We start from the raw sequence: 15,383 nt of genomic DNA, 5'->3' as shown, positions 1-15,383 counted from the left end.
TTACAAAATAAACCGGCTCAAATCCGCGTTCTTGGCGAGATCACCGACGTGCTTCTGCACGAAATCGGCATCGACCTTGACGGTCTCGCCGCTACGGTCGGGGGCGGTGAAGGAGATCTCGTCCAGCACCCGCTCCATCACGGTCTGCAGCCGCCGCGCGCCGATGTTCTCGACGGTCGAATTCACGGCGACCGCGACGTCGGCGAGCGCGTCGATGGCGCTGTCGGTGATGTCGAGCGTCACACCCTCGGTCCGCATCAAGGCGACATATTGCTTGATCAGCGAGGCCTCGGGCTCGGTCAGGATGCGGCGCATGTCGTCGCGGGTCAGCGCCTGCAATTCGACGCGGATCGGCAGGCGGCCCTGCAATTCCGGCAACAGGTCGGACGGCTTGGCGACGTGGAACGCGCCGGACGCGATGAACAGGATGTGGTCGGTCTTCACCGCGCCATGCTTGGTCGAGACCGTGGTGCCTTCGATCAGAGGCAAGAGATCGCGCTGCACACCCTCGCGCGAGACGTCGCCGCCGACGCGGCCGTCACGGGCGCAGATCTTGTCGATCTCGTCGAGGAACACGATGCCGTTGTTCTCGACCGCGCTGATCGCCTCCAGCGTCAGCTGATCATTATCCAGCAGCTTGTCGGATTCCTCGTTGACGAGGATCTCGTGCGAGCCTTCCACGGTCAGGCGCCGCGTCTTGCTGCGACCCCCTAACTTGCCGAAAATGTCGCCGATCGAGATCGCGCCCATCTGCGCGCCCGGCATGCCCGGGATCTCGAACATCGGCATGCCGCTGCCGGAGGATTGCGTCTCGACCTCGATTTCCTTGTCGTTGAGCTCGCCGGCGCGCAGCTTCTTGCGGAAGGATTCCCGCGTCGTGGAAGAGGCATTGGCGCCGACCAGCGCATCGAGCACGCGCTCCTCGGCGGCGAGCTGTGCGCGGGCGTGCACGTCCTTGCGCTTCTTCTCGCGGACCTGGGCGATCGCGACCTCGACGAGGTCGCGCACGATCTGCTCGACGTCGCGGCCGACATAGCCGACCTCGGTGAATTTGGTCGCCTCCACCTTCAGGAACGGCGCGTTCGCGAGTTTTGCCAGTCGCCGCGCGATTTCGGTCTTGCCGACGCCGGTGGGGCCGATCATCAGGATGTTCTTCGGCAGCACCTCCTCGCGCAAGGAGCCTTCGAGCTGCTGTCGCCGCCAGCGATTGCGCAGCGCGATCGAGACGGCGCGCTTGGCATCGGCCTGGCCGACGATGAAACGGTCGAGTTCGGAAACGATTTCACGCGGAGAGAAGTCTGTCATGGGACCTTAGCTAGGGTCAGTTGCGGAGGAGGACAAGCCGCTTTTTTCGGCCGTCAGATGATCGGCGGGCCCGATTGCCATTGCTTCACCGCCTCGATCGGATGGATCAGCATCAGGATGTTGAGCGTCAGATTGTCGCGAATGTGCAGCGCCAGCATGATCTCGAAGGCGAGGCCGATCAGAACGGTCATCGAGACCGGCAGTGCGCGCGCGACGAGGAACCCGAGCACCATGGCCAGATTGTCGGAGACCGAGTTGACGATGCTGTCGCCGAAATAATCCAGCGAGATCGTGCCGGCGCGGTAGCGCTCGATGATGAAGGGCGAGTTCTCGACGATCTCCCAGGCACCTTCGATCAGCATCGCGGTGATCAGCCGAGCAGGCCAGGACAAGCTGAGGAACGGCAGGCGCGCGAACAGAAGCCAGGTCAAGCCATAGAACAGGAAGCCGTGCAGCACGTGCGAGAAGGTGTACCAGTCGGCGATGTGCTGGGAATTCTCCGAGCTGTTCACCACGCCGTGCCACAGCTTGACAGTGCCGCAGGTGCAGATCGGCACCCGGCCCATCGCAAGCAGGATCGCGGCCTGCAGAGCCAGCAGCGATAGCGCGATGCCGGCCCAGGCAAGTGGTGAAAACGCGGTCTTGCTTGCGCGCGCGTGAACCAGCGTCATGCTTCGCGCACCATTAATAGGGCCGCTCCGTCCGGCGTCTCGACCAAGCGGTCGCGGACGAAGCCTGCCTTCTCATAGGCGCGCAGGGCGCGCGCGTTGAGCGGATCAGGATCGGTGACCATGCGCGGCAGGCCGCTGCGAAACTGCTCATCGACAAACTGACGGATTAACGCCGAGCCATGGCCGCGTCCGATCATGTCGCTCTCGCCGATGAACTGGTCGATCCCACGCGTGCCCTCCGGTTGCAGCCCGAAGCCCGTATTCCAGGCGGTCAGGCGGTAGCACTGAAGATAGCCGAAGGGCTTGTCGCCGGCCAACACGATGAACTGGTCCATCGCTGGCTCGTCGAGGTCGCCGCTGACGAGCGCATACTGCTCGTCCGGATCGCCCCACCATTCCCGCACATGGGCCTCGCCCAGCCACCGCTGGATCAGCGGCAGGTCGGCCGCTGTCATCGGACGGAACGTGTAGGTAGGCGTCATCGCGCGCCGGTGCGCTCCCTCTCCCGCTTGCGGGAGAGGCCTGGGGAAAGGGGATCTCTGCAATGGGATAGCCCCCAAGGGGGGAAAGCCCCCACCCGGCGCTTCGCGCGGACCTCCCCCGCAAGCGGGAGAGGTTGCACCGTGCATGTGGATAGGCTTTCGGACAAATGACCTCCGCCCTACCCTGTCGCCAGGCTCTCGATGGTCAGATTCCGGTTGGTGTAGACGCAAATATCCGCGGCGATGTCCATGGAGCGGCGGACGATGGTTTCGGCGTCCTTGTCGGTGTCGAGCAGGGCCCGTGCCGCCGCCAGCGCGTAATTGCCCCCGGAGCCGATCGCCATCACGCCGGCTTCGGGCTCCAGCACGTCGCCGGTGCCGGTGAGCACCAGGGAGACGTCCTTGTCGGCCACGATCATCATGGCCTCCAGCCGCCGCAGATAGCGGTCGGTGCGCCAGTCCTTGGCCAGCTCCACCGCGGCCCGGGTCAGCTGCCCCGGATATTGCTCGAGCTTGGCCTCCAGCCGCTCGAACAGGGTGAAGGCGTCGGCGGTCGCGCCGGCAAAGCCGCCGATCACGTCGCCTTTGCCGAGCTTTCGGACCTTCTTGGCGTTGGACTTGATCACGGTCTGGCCGATCGAGACCTGACCGTCGCCGCCGACCACCACCTTGCCGCCCTTGCGGACCGTCAAAATGGTGGTGCCGTGCCAGCCCGGGGAGCTGTTTTGGGAATCCTGCATGAATGATCCTCGTTGTCCGGCCTGATTTAGGCGGTCGACAACCGGGGCACAACGGGCCGTTCCGGGCCGAATTTCGCTCACCATAGGCAGAAGTAGAGGGCCGGCCGGCCGTTCCCGCAGTAGCGAAGGGGGCATTTGGCTGTTAATAGACTGGCGTTTTCGGCTCCCTAGCTAGGATGAAAGCCAGTTTTCAATGCGCACCGCGACGATCAAGCGCAAGACCAAGGAAACCGACATCGAGGTCACCGTGAACCTCGATGGCACCGGCGTGGCCAATATCGCGACCGGCATCGGCTTTTTCGACCATATGCTCGATCTCCTCGCCCGCCATTCCCGCATCGACCTCACGGTCAAGGCGGTGGGCGACCTGCACATTGATTATCACCATACCACCGAAGACACCGGCATCGCGCTCGGCCAGGCGGTCAAGCAGGCGCTCGGCAACATGGCGGGCATCACCCGCTATGCCGGCGTGCACATGCCCATGGACGAGACGCTGTCGCGCGTGGTCATCGACATCTCGGGCCGCCCGTTCCTGGTATTCAAGGCCGACTTCCCCCGCGACAAGATCGGTGAGTTCGACACGGAGCTGGTGCGCGAGTGGTTCCAGGCCTTCGCCATGAACGCCGGCGTGACTCTCCATGTCGAGACCCTATATGGCGATAATAGCCACCATATCGCCGAGTCCTGCTTCAAGGGTCTGGCGCGGGCGCTGCGCACGGCGGTCGCGATCGATCCGAAGGCTGTGGGCGAGATCCCGTCCACCAAGGGCTCGCTCGGCGGCTGACATTCGGCCGGCGGCACACGCCGCCTATCACTGAATTCCGAGGAACGGGGCATCACCATGCCTGTCTACACAGTTCACGCTCCCTCCCCTGCCGGAGCCGATCTGCGCGCGACCGACAAATTCGTGTTCGTGCGCGACGGCTTTCATTTCTGGGCGATGATCTTCGGACCGCTCTGGCTGCTGTGGAACAGGCTGTGGCTGGCGCTGATCGGCTATCTGATCTTCGTCGCCGCGTTCAATGCGGGGCTGTCGAGCCTCGGCGTCGGACGCTCGTCGATCTTCTTCGCTGACCTCATCGTCGCCCTCTTGATGGGTCTTGAGGCTGCGAGCCTGTGCCGCTGGACGCTGTCGCGCGGCAATTGGCGGCAACTCGACGTGGTGGTTGCCGACGACGAGGACACGGCCGAGCGCCGCTTCTTCGAGCGCTGGAGTAAATCCCAGCACGGCATCGTCAATGATCAATGGGCCGTCGATCGCGGCGGCCCGCCGCCGACCCGCAGCGTGCCGGGTCAGCCATTCTCGAACCCGCCGCCGATTCCGGCCGGCGGCATCATTGGATTGTTTCCAGAACCGGGAGGGTCAAGATGAGCGTCGCCATCATCGATTACGGTTCCGGCAATCTGCATTCCGCCGCGAAGGCCTTCGAGCGCGCCGCGCGCAGCCTGGAGAACCCGCAAAAGGTCTTTGTTACCAGCGATCCGGACCAAGCTTACGAAGCCGACCGTCTGGTGCTGCCCGGCGTCGGCGCTTTCGCCGATTGCCGCCGCGGGCTCGATGCCGTCAACGGCATGGTCGAGGCGATCACCGAAGCGGTGCGCGTCAAGGCGCGCCCGTTCTTCGGCATCTGCGTCGGCATGCAGCTGATGGCGAGCCGCGGCAAGGAGCATGTCGTCACCGAAGGCCTGAACTGGATCGGCGGCGACGTCGAGAAGATCACGCCGCGCGACGAGAGCCTGAAGATCCCGCACATGGGCTGGAACACGCTGGAGGTGCTCAGGGAGCATCCGGTGCTGAACAAGCTGCCGCTCGGCCCAAAGGGCCAGCACGCTTACTTCGTTCACTCCTATCACCTCAACGCCGCCAACGAGGCGGACGTGCTCGCGCGCGCCGATTACGGCGGGCCTGTCACCGCGATCGTCGGCAAGGACACCGCCATCGGCACGCAGTTTCACCCCGAGAAAAGCCAGCGCTTCGGCCTCGCTTTGATCTCGAACTTTTTGCGATGGAAACCGTGATTCTCTTCCCCGCGATCGACCTCAAGAACGGTCAGTGCGTGCGCCTCGAGCAAGGCGACATGGCGCGCGCGACCGTGTTCAACCTCAATCCGGCCGCGCAGGCGCAGAGCTTTGTCGAGCAGGGCTTTGAGTATCTGCACGTCGTCGACCTCGACGGCGCCTTCGCCGGCAAGCCGGTGAATGCTGAGGCCGTCGAGGCGATGCTGAAGACGATCAAGATTCCGGTGCAGCTCGGCGGCGGCATTCGCGATCTCCAGACCGTCGAAGCCTGGCTCGACAAGGGCATCACCCGCGTCATCATCGGTACTGCCGCGGTGCGTGATCCGGAGTTGGTGAAATCTGCCGCGAAGACATTCCCCGGCCGCGTCGCGGTCGGGCTCGATGCGCGCGACGGCAAGGTCGCGGTCGAAGGCTGGGCCGAGACTTCGCAGGTCACGGTGCTCGAAATCGCCAAGCGTTTCGAAGATGCCGGCGTCGCCGCGATCATCTTCACCGACATCGCGCGCGACGGCCTGCTCAAGGGCTTGAACCTCGACGCGACCATTGCGCTCGCCGATGCCATCTCGATTCCCGTGATCGCCTCGGGCGGCCTCGCCTCGATCGAGGACGTCAAGGCGATGCTGACGCCGCGCGCGAAAAAGCTCGCCGGCGCGATTGCGGGCCGCGCGCTTTACGACGGCCGGCTCGATCCCGCGGCTGCCCTCACCTTGATCCGCAACGCGCGCACCGCCTAGGAGCCGACACATGTTCAAGGTGCGCGTGATCCCCTGCCTCGACGTCAAGGACGGCCGCGTCGTCAAGGGCGTCAACTTCGTTGACCTGCGCGATGCCGGCGATCCCGTCGAGGCCGCCATTGCCTATGACGCCGCCGGCGCCGACGAGCTCACCTTCCTCGACATCACCGCCACTCACGAAAACCGCGGCATCATGCTCGACGTGGTCCGCCGCACCGCGGAAGCCTGTTTCATGCCCGTCACCGTCGGTGGCGGCGTGCGCGAGGTCAACGACATCAAGACGCTGCTGCGCGCGGGGGCCGACAAGGTCTCGATCAACAGCGCCGCGGTGTCGCGGCGTGAGTTCGTCAAGGAAGCGGCCGAGAAATTCGGCGAGCAGTGCGTCGTGGTCGCGATCGACGCCAAGCGGGTCAAGCGCCCGGGCGGTGAGCGCTGGGAGATCTTTACCCATGGCGGGCGCAACTCGACCGGTATCGATGCGATCGAATATGCCCAGGAAGTGGTCTCGCTCGGCGCCGGCGAAATCCTGCTCACCTCGATGGACCGCGATGGCACGAGGAAAGGATTCGACATCCCGCTGACCCGGGCGATCGCCGACAGCGTGCCCGTTCCGGTGATCGCCTCGGGCGGCGTCGGCAATCTCGACCATCTCGTCGACGGCATCCGCGATGGACACGCCACGGCTGTGCTGGCGGCCTCGATCTTCCATTTCGGGGAATTCACCATCCGCGAAGCCAAGGAGCACATGGCCCGCCGCGGACTGGCGATGCGCCTCGATGCCTGACGACTCCCGTTCGTAAAAGTGCTACATGAGGTAGCGGGGATGGCCTCCGTAGCCAAGTCTGCTGCCAAGCGTGTTTTCGAGTAAGTCCGATGCCGCGTTTCACGATCCACGATCTGGCCGAGACCATCGACGCCCGCGCGGCGGCCGGCGGCGAGGCGTCCTATACCCGCAAGCTCCTCGACAAGGGCGCCGAGCATTGCGCCAAGAAGTTCGGTGAGGAAGCAGTCGAAACCGTAATCGCAGCAGTCGAAAACGATCGCGCGCATCTGATCGCTGAAAGTGCCGACCTGCTCTATCACTTCCTTGTCTTGCTCAAGGCCCGCGGCGTAAAGCTGGAGGAGGTCGAGGCGGCGCTGGACAAGCGGACGAATATGTCTGGGTTGGAAGAGAAAGCGTCACGCAAGAGCGGCAGCTAGTCAGGCTCTCAACGGAAAGGTCGCGTCATGGATATCCGCGCACCCGAGCAGCAGTATAATCCGTACCGCGTTTATACGCGCGAAGAGTGGTCGCGACTGCGCGACGACACGCCGATGACGCTGGAGCCGGGCGAGTTCGACCGGCTGCGCTCACTGCACGACCGCCTTGACCTTCAGGAGGTCGAGGACATCTACCTTCCACTGTCGCGCCTGCTCTCGATCTACGTCGATGCGATGCAGCGCCTGTATTACGCCGAGCGCCAGTTCCTGAACATCCGCGACCGCAAGGTGCCCTACATCATCGGCGTCGCCGGATCGGTCGCCGTCGGGAAATCCACCACGGCCCGCGTGCTCCAGGCGCTGCTGGCGCGCTGGTCACCGCGTCCGAAGGTCGAGCTGGTCACCACCGACGGGTTTCTCTATCCCAACGCGGTGCTCGATCGGCAGGGCATCATGCAGAAGAAGGGTTTCCCTGAAAGCTACGACCTGCCGCTGCTGCTCAGCTTCCTCTCCGATATCAAGTCCGGCCGGCGTCATGTGCGCGCGCCGGTCTATTCGCATCTGACCTACGACATCGTGCCGAACCAGTGGGCCGAGATCGACCAGCCCGACATCCTGATCGTCGAGGGCGTCAACGTGCTGCAGACCGGCAAGCTGCCGCGGGACGGCAAGGCGGTGCCAGTGGTCTCCGACTTCTTCGATTTCTCGGTCTATATCGACGCCGACGAGGCGGCGCTGCGGCAATGGTACATCAAGCGCTTCCTGGCGCTGCGCGACACCGCGTTCACCAATCCAAAATCCTACTTCAACCGCTATGCGTTGCTCTCGGACGATGAAGCCACCGCCACCGCGATCGCGATCTGGGAGCGCACCAACCTCGCCAATCTCGAGGACAACATCCTGCCGACCCGTCCCCGCGCGACGCTGATCCTGAAGAAGGGCGCCGACCACACGGTGGAGAGCGTGGCGCTCAGGCGGCTGTGATCGCATCGGTTGAGCAGCGCTGGTCTGTTCGGGCAAAAAGTGTCTTTTGTTGCAGACCGGCAAGCGGTATTCGGCTATGACCTTCGAAATGCGAGGGCTCCATGGTTGATCGTCTCAGAAGTGCCGCCGAGCATCTGGAAGCGCCGACCTGCCCGGATTGCCATATCGAGATGAGATGGTGGCGATCCGAACTGCTCGCGGACGAGCCGGTTCCGATCATCGCGCACCTCTTCGTCTGCCCGCATTGCAAGCGCGCCGCGCAGGCGGATACCATCTTCAAGGAAACTCCGGGGCCGCCTGACAGGCTCTCCGCGCCGCGTTTTGTGGCTCACGCCGCGTAACGGGTCACTTGCGGATCTGCTGCCGCTCTTTCGAACCGATGAAGATCTGCCATGCCGTCAGGAACATCGCGGCGACGAGCGGGCCGATGACGAAGCCGTTCGCGCCAAAGGTTGCAAGGCCGCCGAGCGTGGCGAGCAGCACGACGTAGCTGGGCATCCGGATCGACTGTCCGACTAGGACAGGACGCAGAAAATTGTCGGCAAGACCGATCACGAAGGTTCCGAAAGCGAGCAGGATGAGCCCCTTCGTGACGGAACCGGACACAAGCAAATAGAGTCCGGCGGGCGCCCAGACGAGGGCGGAGCCAAGCACGGGCAGAAGCGAAAGCAGCGCCATGATGGCGCCCGCCAGCAGCGGCGCGGTCAGCCCGAGCAGCCAGAAGATCAGCCCGCCAAGCGCACCCTGGATCATCGCAACCAGGATGATGCCCTTGATCGTCCCGCGAACCGCCAGCGTGAACGCGTCCAAGATCTCGGCGGTTTGGCTCGCGCGCAGCGGCAGCGCGTCGCGGATCCGCAGGTTCAGCTCGTCGCCGTCGCGCAGGAAGAAGAACAGCAGGTACAGCATCACGAGCAGGCTCGCGACGAACTCCAGCGTCAATTGGCCGAGGTTGATCGCGTGCCCGGCGAGCTGCTGGCCGGCCGGCACCACCAGGCTCGACAGGCGTTCCTTCAGTGCGGTCAGATCGATGCCGGCCAGGCGATCCGATATGGAGGCGGCCCAATCCGGCAGCGCGGCTTTCAGCTGCTGCAGGGGATGAGCCAGATTGATCTCGCCGGTCTGAACGCGCTGGTAGAGCTCGCCGCCCTGGTCGATGAGCGACGCGATCACGATCCCGACGGGGATCAGGACCATGACGACCACCACGATGACGGTGGAGAGCGCAGCAAGGTTGCGCCATTCCGGAAACATTTCCAGGGAGCGTCGATAGACCGGCGCGAAGATGATCGCCAGCAGCGTGGCCCACAATACCGCGCCGGAGAACGGCCAAAGCAGCCAGCCGAACACGAGGGTGATCGCGCCGAGCCAGACGAGGAATGAGCGGTCTTCCGATGTTCTCACGTGTCGCCGGCCTCCAGTCGCACCTTACCGGACGTTGCTAGCACAGGACCGAGGCGGAGCGGCAAGTCATGGTCGCAAGTCACGCCCCGCCTCCGTCGCGCCGCCGGCCGGATGGATCCGGCCTGTCACTTGCCGGCCTTCGTGGTCCAATCCGCGATCTTGATGCGTCCTGCAAAGGTGGCGGGGCCGGAGCCACCGGCCTTGTAAACGAAGGCTTCGCCTTCCTGCACGTCGCCGGCCTCCTTGCCGAAGGCATCGGCGATGGTTGTCTTGTGGGTCATCAGGAACGTGTTGGTGCCGGCTTTCGGCGGCGCATCGACGAGTTGACGCACGGCCTGTCCCGCCTTGGCATTGGCGCCGGTCGGGTTTGCCATTCCCGACGCGCTGGCATTGCTGCTGTCCGTCAGCGCATCGACCGGCTTGACCTCGTGGCCGGAGATCAGCTTGCCGGCCTCGATCGCGCGGTTCAGCCGGCTGGTATAGACATCGCCGATCGGGATCGCGAGCTCCTTGATTGCCGCCCCGATCTGGCGCGCCATGTCCCTGCCCTTGTCGCTGAGCTGGCGCTGCGCGCTCATATCGTCGAACTTGAAGGGATAGACGTCCTTTTGGCTGTCGTCGGTGGCGGTGTGCCGGAAGATCAGCACGTAGCCGCCTTGCTTGAGCGAGGCGATGAGATCAGGCGTATCGGCCGCGGCATGTCGGGAGAAGCCGGCGAGCAGGACAATCAATGTGAGGCGGCAAAGCACGTTCATGCGCAAAATCCTCGATTGCCAATGCCCCCGAGGATGGTGACGCGCAAACCGCTCGACTTCAATTATCGAATGCTGACCGACCCGGGTTCCCGCGAGGTTCCCGATTAGACGGCCAGCCGCCGCGCGGCCGCGAGCCCTGCCAGCGCTTCGTCGAGCTTGTCGCGATCGAGCGGCTTGATCAGAAAGCCGGTCATGCCGGCTTCGAAGCAGGCATAGCGATCCTCCACCAGCGTATTGGCGGTGAGGGCGAGGATCGGCGTGTGGTGGCTGCCCGTGGCGGCCTCATGCGCGCGGATCCGCTTCGTCGCCTCGATGCCGTCGAGCTGCGGCATCTGGATATCCATCAGCACGAGATCATAGGGCGTACCGGCCGATGACGCTGCGAGCCAGGATTCCAGCGCGGCCTCGCCGTGCACGGCGATCACGACGCGATGGCCGAGCTTCGTCAGCAGCGAGCGCATCAACAGCGCGTTGATCTCGTTGTCCTCTGCGACGAGGATCGACAGGCCCTTTGCTTGTGGCCCGCCCGTAGCTTCAGCCGGTGGTTCCGGCGCGAGATCGGGCGAGGCGACCTCCGGCGCTAGCGAAAGGCGCGCGGCGAGCGAGGCCGCCCGCAGCGGCTTCACCAGAAAGCCGGTGAAGGCCGGCGACTGCTTTTCATGGCGCGAGCTCGACGTCAGCAGGACGAGGCGCTGCGGCGCATGCGCGCGGGCCATGTCGCCCAGCTGGTCGGCCAATTCAGGGCCGATCGCGCGATCGATCAGCACGACGTGCCATGAGCGCTCGGGCAGCAGCGCTTCGGCGACGGCGGCGTCCGCAACCATGCAGGTCTGGCCGCCCCAGCGCTCCAGGCGCCGCGCAATCAGCGAGGCTTCGATGCCGTCGGCGACGAGCAGGATCGACTTGCCGGCGAGGTCGGGGCTCGGAAAGGCCGTCTGTCCCGCGCTGGCTTGCGACGGCGGAAGCGGCACCGCGATCTCGAAGGTCGAGCCCTTGCCCGGCTCGCTTTCGAGCGTGATCCGGCCGCCCATGCGCCTGACGATGCGTTCGCTGATGGCAAGCCCGAGCCCGGTGCCGCCATAGGTGCGGGCGATGCGCTCGTCGGCCTGCTCGAATTCGCGGAAGATGCGCTGCTGCGCTTCCGGCGCAATGCCGATGCCGGTGTCGCGGACCAGGAAGCTGATCTCGTTCGGCCAGATGCCGGGCTCGACGATCAGCGCGACGCCGCCGCTGCCCGTGAACTTGATGGCGTTGCCGGCGAGGTTGAGCAGCACCTGGCGCAGCCGAGCGGCGTCGCCGACCACTTCCAGCGGCAGCCGCTCGTCGACATAGGCCGCGATCTCCAGCGACTTTGCCTGCGCGCGCGGCGCCAGCAGCTCGGTGATCTCCTCGACCAGGACCGAGAGCGCGAAGGGGCGCTGCTCGAGATCGAGCTTGCCCGCTTCGATCTTGGAATAGTCGAGCAATTCCTCGATCAGCGCCATCAAGGCCTCGCCCGAGGTCTTGACCGCTTTGGCATAGGTTGCCTGCTCCGGCGTCAGATTGGTGTCGAGCAGGAGCCCGCCCATGCCGATGATGCCGTTGAGCGGCGTGCGGATCTCGTGCGAGGCCATCGCGAGGAAGCGCGATTTGGCGCGGTTGGCGGCGTCGGCCTGGTCGCGCGCGTCGGACAAGGCGCGCTCGGTTTCGGTGCGGTCGGTGACGTCGCGCCCCACGCTCTGCAATTCGGCGGGCTGGCCGGCATCGAGGCGGACATAACCCTCGCGCCAGGCGATCCAGCGCGCGCCGAGCGGGGTTGCGATCTTCTGGTCGTGGATGCGCGTGCCGTTGCTCTCGCGCGCGCTGTCGCCCTGCTCCAGCACGTCGAAATTAAAACGCGTGCCGACCAGCGCGCTGCGCTTTTGTCCCGCGAGCGCGCAATAGGCCTCGTTGGCAAAGGTGATGCGGCCGTCGGTCGCGCGCAGCACGATGAGATCGCCCTGCTGCTCGAACAGGCTGCGGGCGCGTTCTTCCGCTTCCTTCAGCTCCCAATTGCGGTCGATCAGGGTTTCGTTGTGGGCGGCGAGCGTCCGCAGCCGCTTGGCCACGAAGCGCAGGCGCATGCTGAGCGTCGCAAGGCCGAGGCAGGCGATCGCGAACAGCAGGCTCGCGCCGATCGCAAAGGCATGGGGATCGTAGCCGGAGTTTTCCGACCGGCTGCCGGAGACGAAACCATAGGCGCCGCCGAAGGTCGCCGAGAAGATCATGAAGGAGCGGATCGCGAAGGCTATGCGGGGGTGCTGCCGCCTGAAACGGCGCATGCGCACCTTGATCCGGAACGTCCGACCCATCGCCAACCGACCTTTGTCTCAAACCCGCCGCCGCGTGCGACGATGTCGCCTCGACCTTGCGAACAGTTTGAGGCTTTGCTGCTGCCTCCAAACAGGGTTGATGAGGTGTTAACCCCTCAGAGCGAGGCGGCCTGGAGATGGCGATGGCTGCCGCGGGCGCCGACGATCAGCGCCGCCGCCTCGCGCTGCGAGAACGACTTCGAGCGCACATAGATGCGGTAGTCCGCCGGCCCTTCGGTGGAGAGATAGATCACCTGGCCGCCATCGACGGGCTGCGCGGCAATCGAGACGAGGCGCGTGGAGGGATTGGCCTGGCAGGAATCCGGCTCGGAACCGAGGCCGTCGTCCACCACGGTGAAGTCCGCAGCGTCGGCATCGTCGGTGACTTGCACCCGGACCGTGGCCCGTTCCGGATCATCGGTGAAGGCGACATGCACGCCGGCGGTCCAGAACAGCGACGTCAGCTCGACCGAGGTGTCGCCGAGGGCGATGCAGGGATGCGAGACCGATCCGATCTCGGCCCGGGCAAACACCGCCGCCGCCAACAGGGGAACAACCGAGGCCAGGATCTTGAAACGCAACATGACACTCTACTCGCCGGGCCCTCGGGGAACTCGAAACCGAAATCAGCGGGCCTTATGGTTTGCAGAGCGTAAAGGAAACTCGTTACCGCCGGGTTGATGTGCGGAATGATCAAGCCAGCTGCCGCACATCCTCCGCGAGTGCGCGATAGGACAGCGCTTCGGCGAGATGCAGCCGGCCGATCTTGTCGGCATGATCGAGGTCGGCCAGCGTGCGCGCCACCCGCAGCACGCGGTGATAGCCGCGCGCCGACAGCCGCATCGTCTCGGCGGCGTCGCGTAGCAGTTTTGCGCCTTGCGCATCCGGCTTGGCGATCTCCTCCAGCACCGACGCAGGCGCCTCGGCATTGGTGCGGACGTTGGGCAGGCCGGCATCCGCGTAACGCGCGAGCTGGATGTCGCGCGCCGCGGCCACGCGCGCCGCGACTTCGGCGGAGCCTTCCGCCGGCGGCGGCAGGATCAGATCGGCCGCGGTCACGGCCGGCACTTCGATGCGCAGATCGATGCGGTCCATCAGCGGCCCCGAGATGCGCGCCTGGTAGTCGCCGGTGCAGCGGTCGATGCGGCCGCGCTTGCAGGCATAGCCGGGCTCGAACGCGTTGCCGCAGCGGCACGGATTCATCGCCGCGACCAGCATGAAGCGGGCAGGGTAGGTGACGCGGTGATTGGCGCGTGACACCGCGACCTCGCCGTTCTCCAGCGGCTGGCGCAGCGAATCCAGTACGCGCGGATCGAATTCGGGAAGCTCGTCGAGGAACAGCACGCCCTGATGCGCCAGCGAGATCTCGCCGGGCTTGGCGCGCATGCCGCCGCCGGTAAGCGCGGCCATGCTGGCGGAATGATGCGGCGAGCGGAACGGCCGCCGCGCCGTCAGCGCGCCGCCTTCGATCTCGCCGGCAACGGAGGCGATCATCGAGACCTCGAGCAGCTCGCCCGGCGACAGCGGCGGCAGGATCGATGGCAGGCGCGCGGCCAGCATCGACTTGCCGGCGCCGGGCGCGCCGATCATGAGCAGATGGTGCCCGCCGGCCGCCGCGATCTCCAGCGCCCGCTTGGCGCTTTCCTGACCCTTGATGTCGCGCAGGTCGAGCGTGGACGCAGCAGGCTCGTGCACCTTCGGCAAGGGCCGCGACAACACCTGCGTGCCTTTGAAATGGTTGGCGATCTGGATCAGCGAGTGGGCTGCGATGATCTGGATGTCCGGGCTCGCCCACGCCGCTTCGGAGCCGCAGGAGGCCGGGCAGATCAGCCCTTCCTCGCGCATATTGGCGCCGATCGCGGCGGGCAGAACGCCGGCCACGGGTGCGATCGAGCCGTCGAGACCGAGCTCGCCGAGCACAGTGAAGCCCGTCAGCGCATCCGGCGGAATCGCCCCGATCGCCGCCATCAGGCCGAGCGCGATCGGCAAATCGTAATGGCTGCCTTCCTTGGGAAGGTCGGCCGGCGCCAGATTGACGATGATCCGCCGCGCCGGCAGCGCAAGCCCAGAGGCGATCAGCGCCGAACGCACCCGCTCGCGCGCCTCCGACACCGCCTTGTCCGGCAGGCCGACGATGGCGAAGGCCGGCAATCCAGGCGCGACCTGCACCTGCACGTCGACCGCGCGGGCCTCGATCCCCTCAAAGGCGACGGTGGAAACCCGCTGAACCATGCTCAAACCAGCCTGCCCCTCTTGTGCAATTAGGGGTAGCAGAGCTTGGTCCTCTCCGCAAGAACAATACAGGAACATTCGAGGAGGGCGAGCAACCCCTAACCGATCGTAAACGCCGGACCGACACACCACCTCAAATGCGAGCTTCTCCCCTCAGCACATTCCAACGAATGTCCGTTACTCCTAGGGCTGCGGGATGGGCCGTGGTCTAACGGGTGAACAATTCAAATGCTTGCAAATCGCCGGAGAAGCGAACGTCGGGTGTGCAGCCGGCTCGCCAAGATCCATTTTGGCGCGGGCTCGCTGCCGCGGGACTGCACGATCACGGATATCTCGGATGGCGGCGTGAAGGTCGTGGCGGAGTTTCTGGAAGTGCCGCCGCAATTCACCATCATCTTCGCGCCCGACTATTCCCGGCAGTGCCGGCTGCGCTGGCGCATCGGCTGCGAGTTCGGCGCTGAATTCACCGATTGAGACGCAAGGGCCCTTCGTCCTTAACGGGACTTTAGCGTTAATCGGTAAGC

The 15,383-nt window shown here is 65.2% G+C and carries 18 protein-coding genes; 9 read left to right on the top strand and 9 right to left on the bottom strand.

Translation table 11 applies throughout. The features are described from left to right. The 4 genes from hslU to hslV all read right to left on the bottom strand — a co-directional run bounded on the left by hslU (position 1) and on the right by hslV (position 3,198). Positions 1–1,305, bottom strand: coding sequence for an ATP-dependent protease ATPase subunit HslU (gene hslU / locus AC0WRY_RS00940; protein ID WP_194405262.1), 1,305 nt, complete (start codon positions 1,303–1,305; stop codon positions 1–3). 53 nt (positions 1,306–1,358) lie between these two features. Then, entirely contained in the window at positions 1,359–1,976 is a 618-nt protein-coding gene (locus AC0WRY_RS00935; protein ID WP_194405261.1) for a DUF2585 domain-containing protein, read from the bottom strand. Then, complete coding sequence (locus AC0WRY_RS00930) at positions 1,973–2,458, bottom strand: GNAT family N-acetyltransferase (RefSeq protein ID WP_194405260.1); 486 nt, start codon at positions 2,456–2,458, stop codon at positions 1,973–1,975. Before AC0WRY_RS00930 ends, AC0WRY_RS00935 begins: the two co-directional genes overlap by 4 nt. Before the next feature lie 179 nt (positions 2,459–2,637). Beyond that, positions 2,638–3,198 carry an ATP-dependent protease subunit HslV gene (gene hslV / locus AC0WRY_RS00925; protein WP_194405259.1) on the bottom strand — a complete coding sequence of 187 codons (561 nt, stop codon included), beginning with the start codon at positions 3,196–3,198 and terminating at the stop codon, positions 2,638–2,640. Positions 3,199–3,391: 193 nt separating this feature from the next. On the opposite strand from hslV, the gene hisB reads away from it, so the two are divergent. From hisB to AC0WRY_RS00885, 8 genes are all read left to right on the top strand, one after another. Continuing rightward, positions 3,392–3,985 carry an imidazoleglycerol-phosphate dehydratase HisB gene (hisB, locus tag AC0WRY_RS00920; protein ID WP_194405258.1) on the top strand — a complete coding sequence of 198 codons (594 nt, stop codon included), beginning with the start codon at positions 3,392–3,394 and terminating at the stop codon, positions 3,983–3,985. Positions 3,986–4,042: 57 nt separating this feature from the next. After that, complete coding sequence (locus tag AC0WRY_RS00915; protein WP_491122548.1) at positions 4,043–4,573, top strand: DUF2628 domain-containing protein; 531 nt, start codon at positions 4,043–4,045, stop codon at positions 4,571–4,573. Continuing rightward, a complete protein-coding gene (hisH, locus tag AC0WRY_RS00910) occupies positions 4,570–5,220 on the top strand; it encodes an imidazole glycerol phosphate synthase subunit HisH (protein ID WP_194405256.1) in 651 nt (216 codons plus the stop codon). The genes AC0WRY_RS00915 and hisH overlap by 4 nt, the downstream gene beginning before the upstream one ends. Beyond that, positions 5,217–5,954 carry a 1-(5-phosphoribosyl)-5-[(5-phosphoribosylamino)methylideneamino]imidazole-4-carboxamide isomerase gene (gene hisA / locus AC0WRY_RS00905; protein WP_194408121.1) on the top strand — a complete coding sequence of 246 codons (738 nt, stop codon included), beginning with the start codon at positions 5,217–5,219 and terminating at the stop codon, positions 5,952–5,954. The genes hisH and hisA overlap by 4 nt, the downstream gene beginning before the upstream one ends. A gap of 10 nt (positions 5,955–5,964) precedes the next feature. After that, positions 5,965–6,738 carry an imidazole glycerol phosphate synthase subunit HisF gene (hisF, locus tag AC0WRY_RS00900; protein ID WP_194405255.1) on the top strand — a complete coding sequence of 258 codons (774 nt, stop codon included), beginning with the start codon at positions 5,965–5,967 and terminating at the stop codon, positions 6,736–6,738. A gap of 89 nt (positions 6,739–6,827) precedes the next feature. Then, a complete protein-coding gene (locus tag AC0WRY_RS00895) occupies positions 6,828–7,154 on the top strand; it encodes a phosphoribosyl-ATP diphosphatase (protein ID WP_194405254.1) in 327 nt (108 codons plus the stop codon). A gap of 27 nt (positions 7,155–7,181) precedes the next feature. Next, positions 7,182–8,138 (top strand): type I pantothenate kinase, encoded by a 957-nt coding sequence (coaA, locus tag AC0WRY_RS00890; RefSeq protein ID WP_194405253.1) that lies wholly within the window; start codon positions 7,182–7,184, stop codon positions 8,136–8,138. A 101-nt stretch (positions 8,139–8,239) separates the two neighbouring features. Next, positions 8,240–8,479, top strand: coding sequence for a hypothetical protein (locus AC0WRY_RS00885; RefSeq protein WP_194405252.1), 240 nt, complete (start codon positions 8,240–8,242; stop codon positions 8,477–8,479). 4 nt (positions 8,480–8,483) lie between these two features. On the opposite strand, the gene AC0WRY_RS00880 is transcribed toward AC0WRY_RS00885, so the two are convergent. The 5 genes from AC0WRY_RS00880 to AC0WRY_RS00860 all read right to left on the bottom strand — a co-directional run bounded on the left by AC0WRY_RS00880 (position 8,484) and on the right by AC0WRY_RS00860 (position 14,859). Then, on the bottom strand, positions 8,484–9,542 hold the full coding sequence (locus AC0WRY_RS00880) for an AI-2E family transporter (protein ID WP_194405251.1): 1,059 nt from the start codon (positions 9,540–9,542) through the stop codon (positions 8,484–8,486). A 125-nt stretch (positions 9,543–9,667) separates the two neighbouring features. Further along, on the bottom strand, positions 9,668–10,297 hold the full coding sequence (locus AC0WRY_RS00875) for a histidine phosphatase family protein (RefSeq protein WP_491122547.1): 630 nt from the start codon (positions 10,295–10,297) through the stop codon (positions 9,668–9,670). Positions 10,298–10,401: 104 nt separating this feature from the next. Next, positions 10,402–12,627 (bottom strand): ATP-binding protein, encoded by a 2,226-nt coding sequence (locus AC0WRY_RS00870; RefSeq protein WP_491122546.1) that lies wholly within the window; start codon positions 12,625–12,627, stop codon positions 10,402–10,404. Positions 12,628–12,743: 116 nt separating this feature from the next. Further along, on the bottom strand, positions 12,744–13,211 hold the full coding sequence (locus tag AC0WRY_RS00865; RefSeq protein ID WP_194405249.1) for a hypothetical protein: 468 nt from the start codon (positions 13,209–13,211) through the stop codon (positions 12,744–12,746). Between the two features lie 109 nt (positions 13,212–13,320). Beyond that, the gene (locus AC0WRY_RS00860) at positions 13,321–14,859 is read right to left on the bottom strand and encodes a YifB family Mg chelatase-like AAA ATPase (RefSeq protein WP_194405248.1); all 1,539 of its coding nucleotides are present in this window, start codon (positions 14,857–14,859) and stop codon (positions 13,321–13,323) included. A 228-nt stretch (positions 14,860–15,087) separates the two neighbouring features. Here AC0WRY_RS00860 and AC0WRY_RS00855 point away from each other — a divergent pair, with 228 nt between their 5' ends. Next, positions 15,088–15,333, top strand: coding sequence for a PilZ domain-containing protein (locus AC0WRY_RS00855; RefSeq protein WP_011083489.1), 246 nt, complete (start codon positions 15,088–15,090; stop codon positions 15,331–15,333). The last annotated feature ends 50 nt before the right edge of the window (positions 15,334–15,383 follow it).

Source organism: Bradyrhizobium sp. T-12, assembly GCF_058314695.1.
This window is presented reverse-complemented; position numbering and strand designations above follow the sequence as displayed.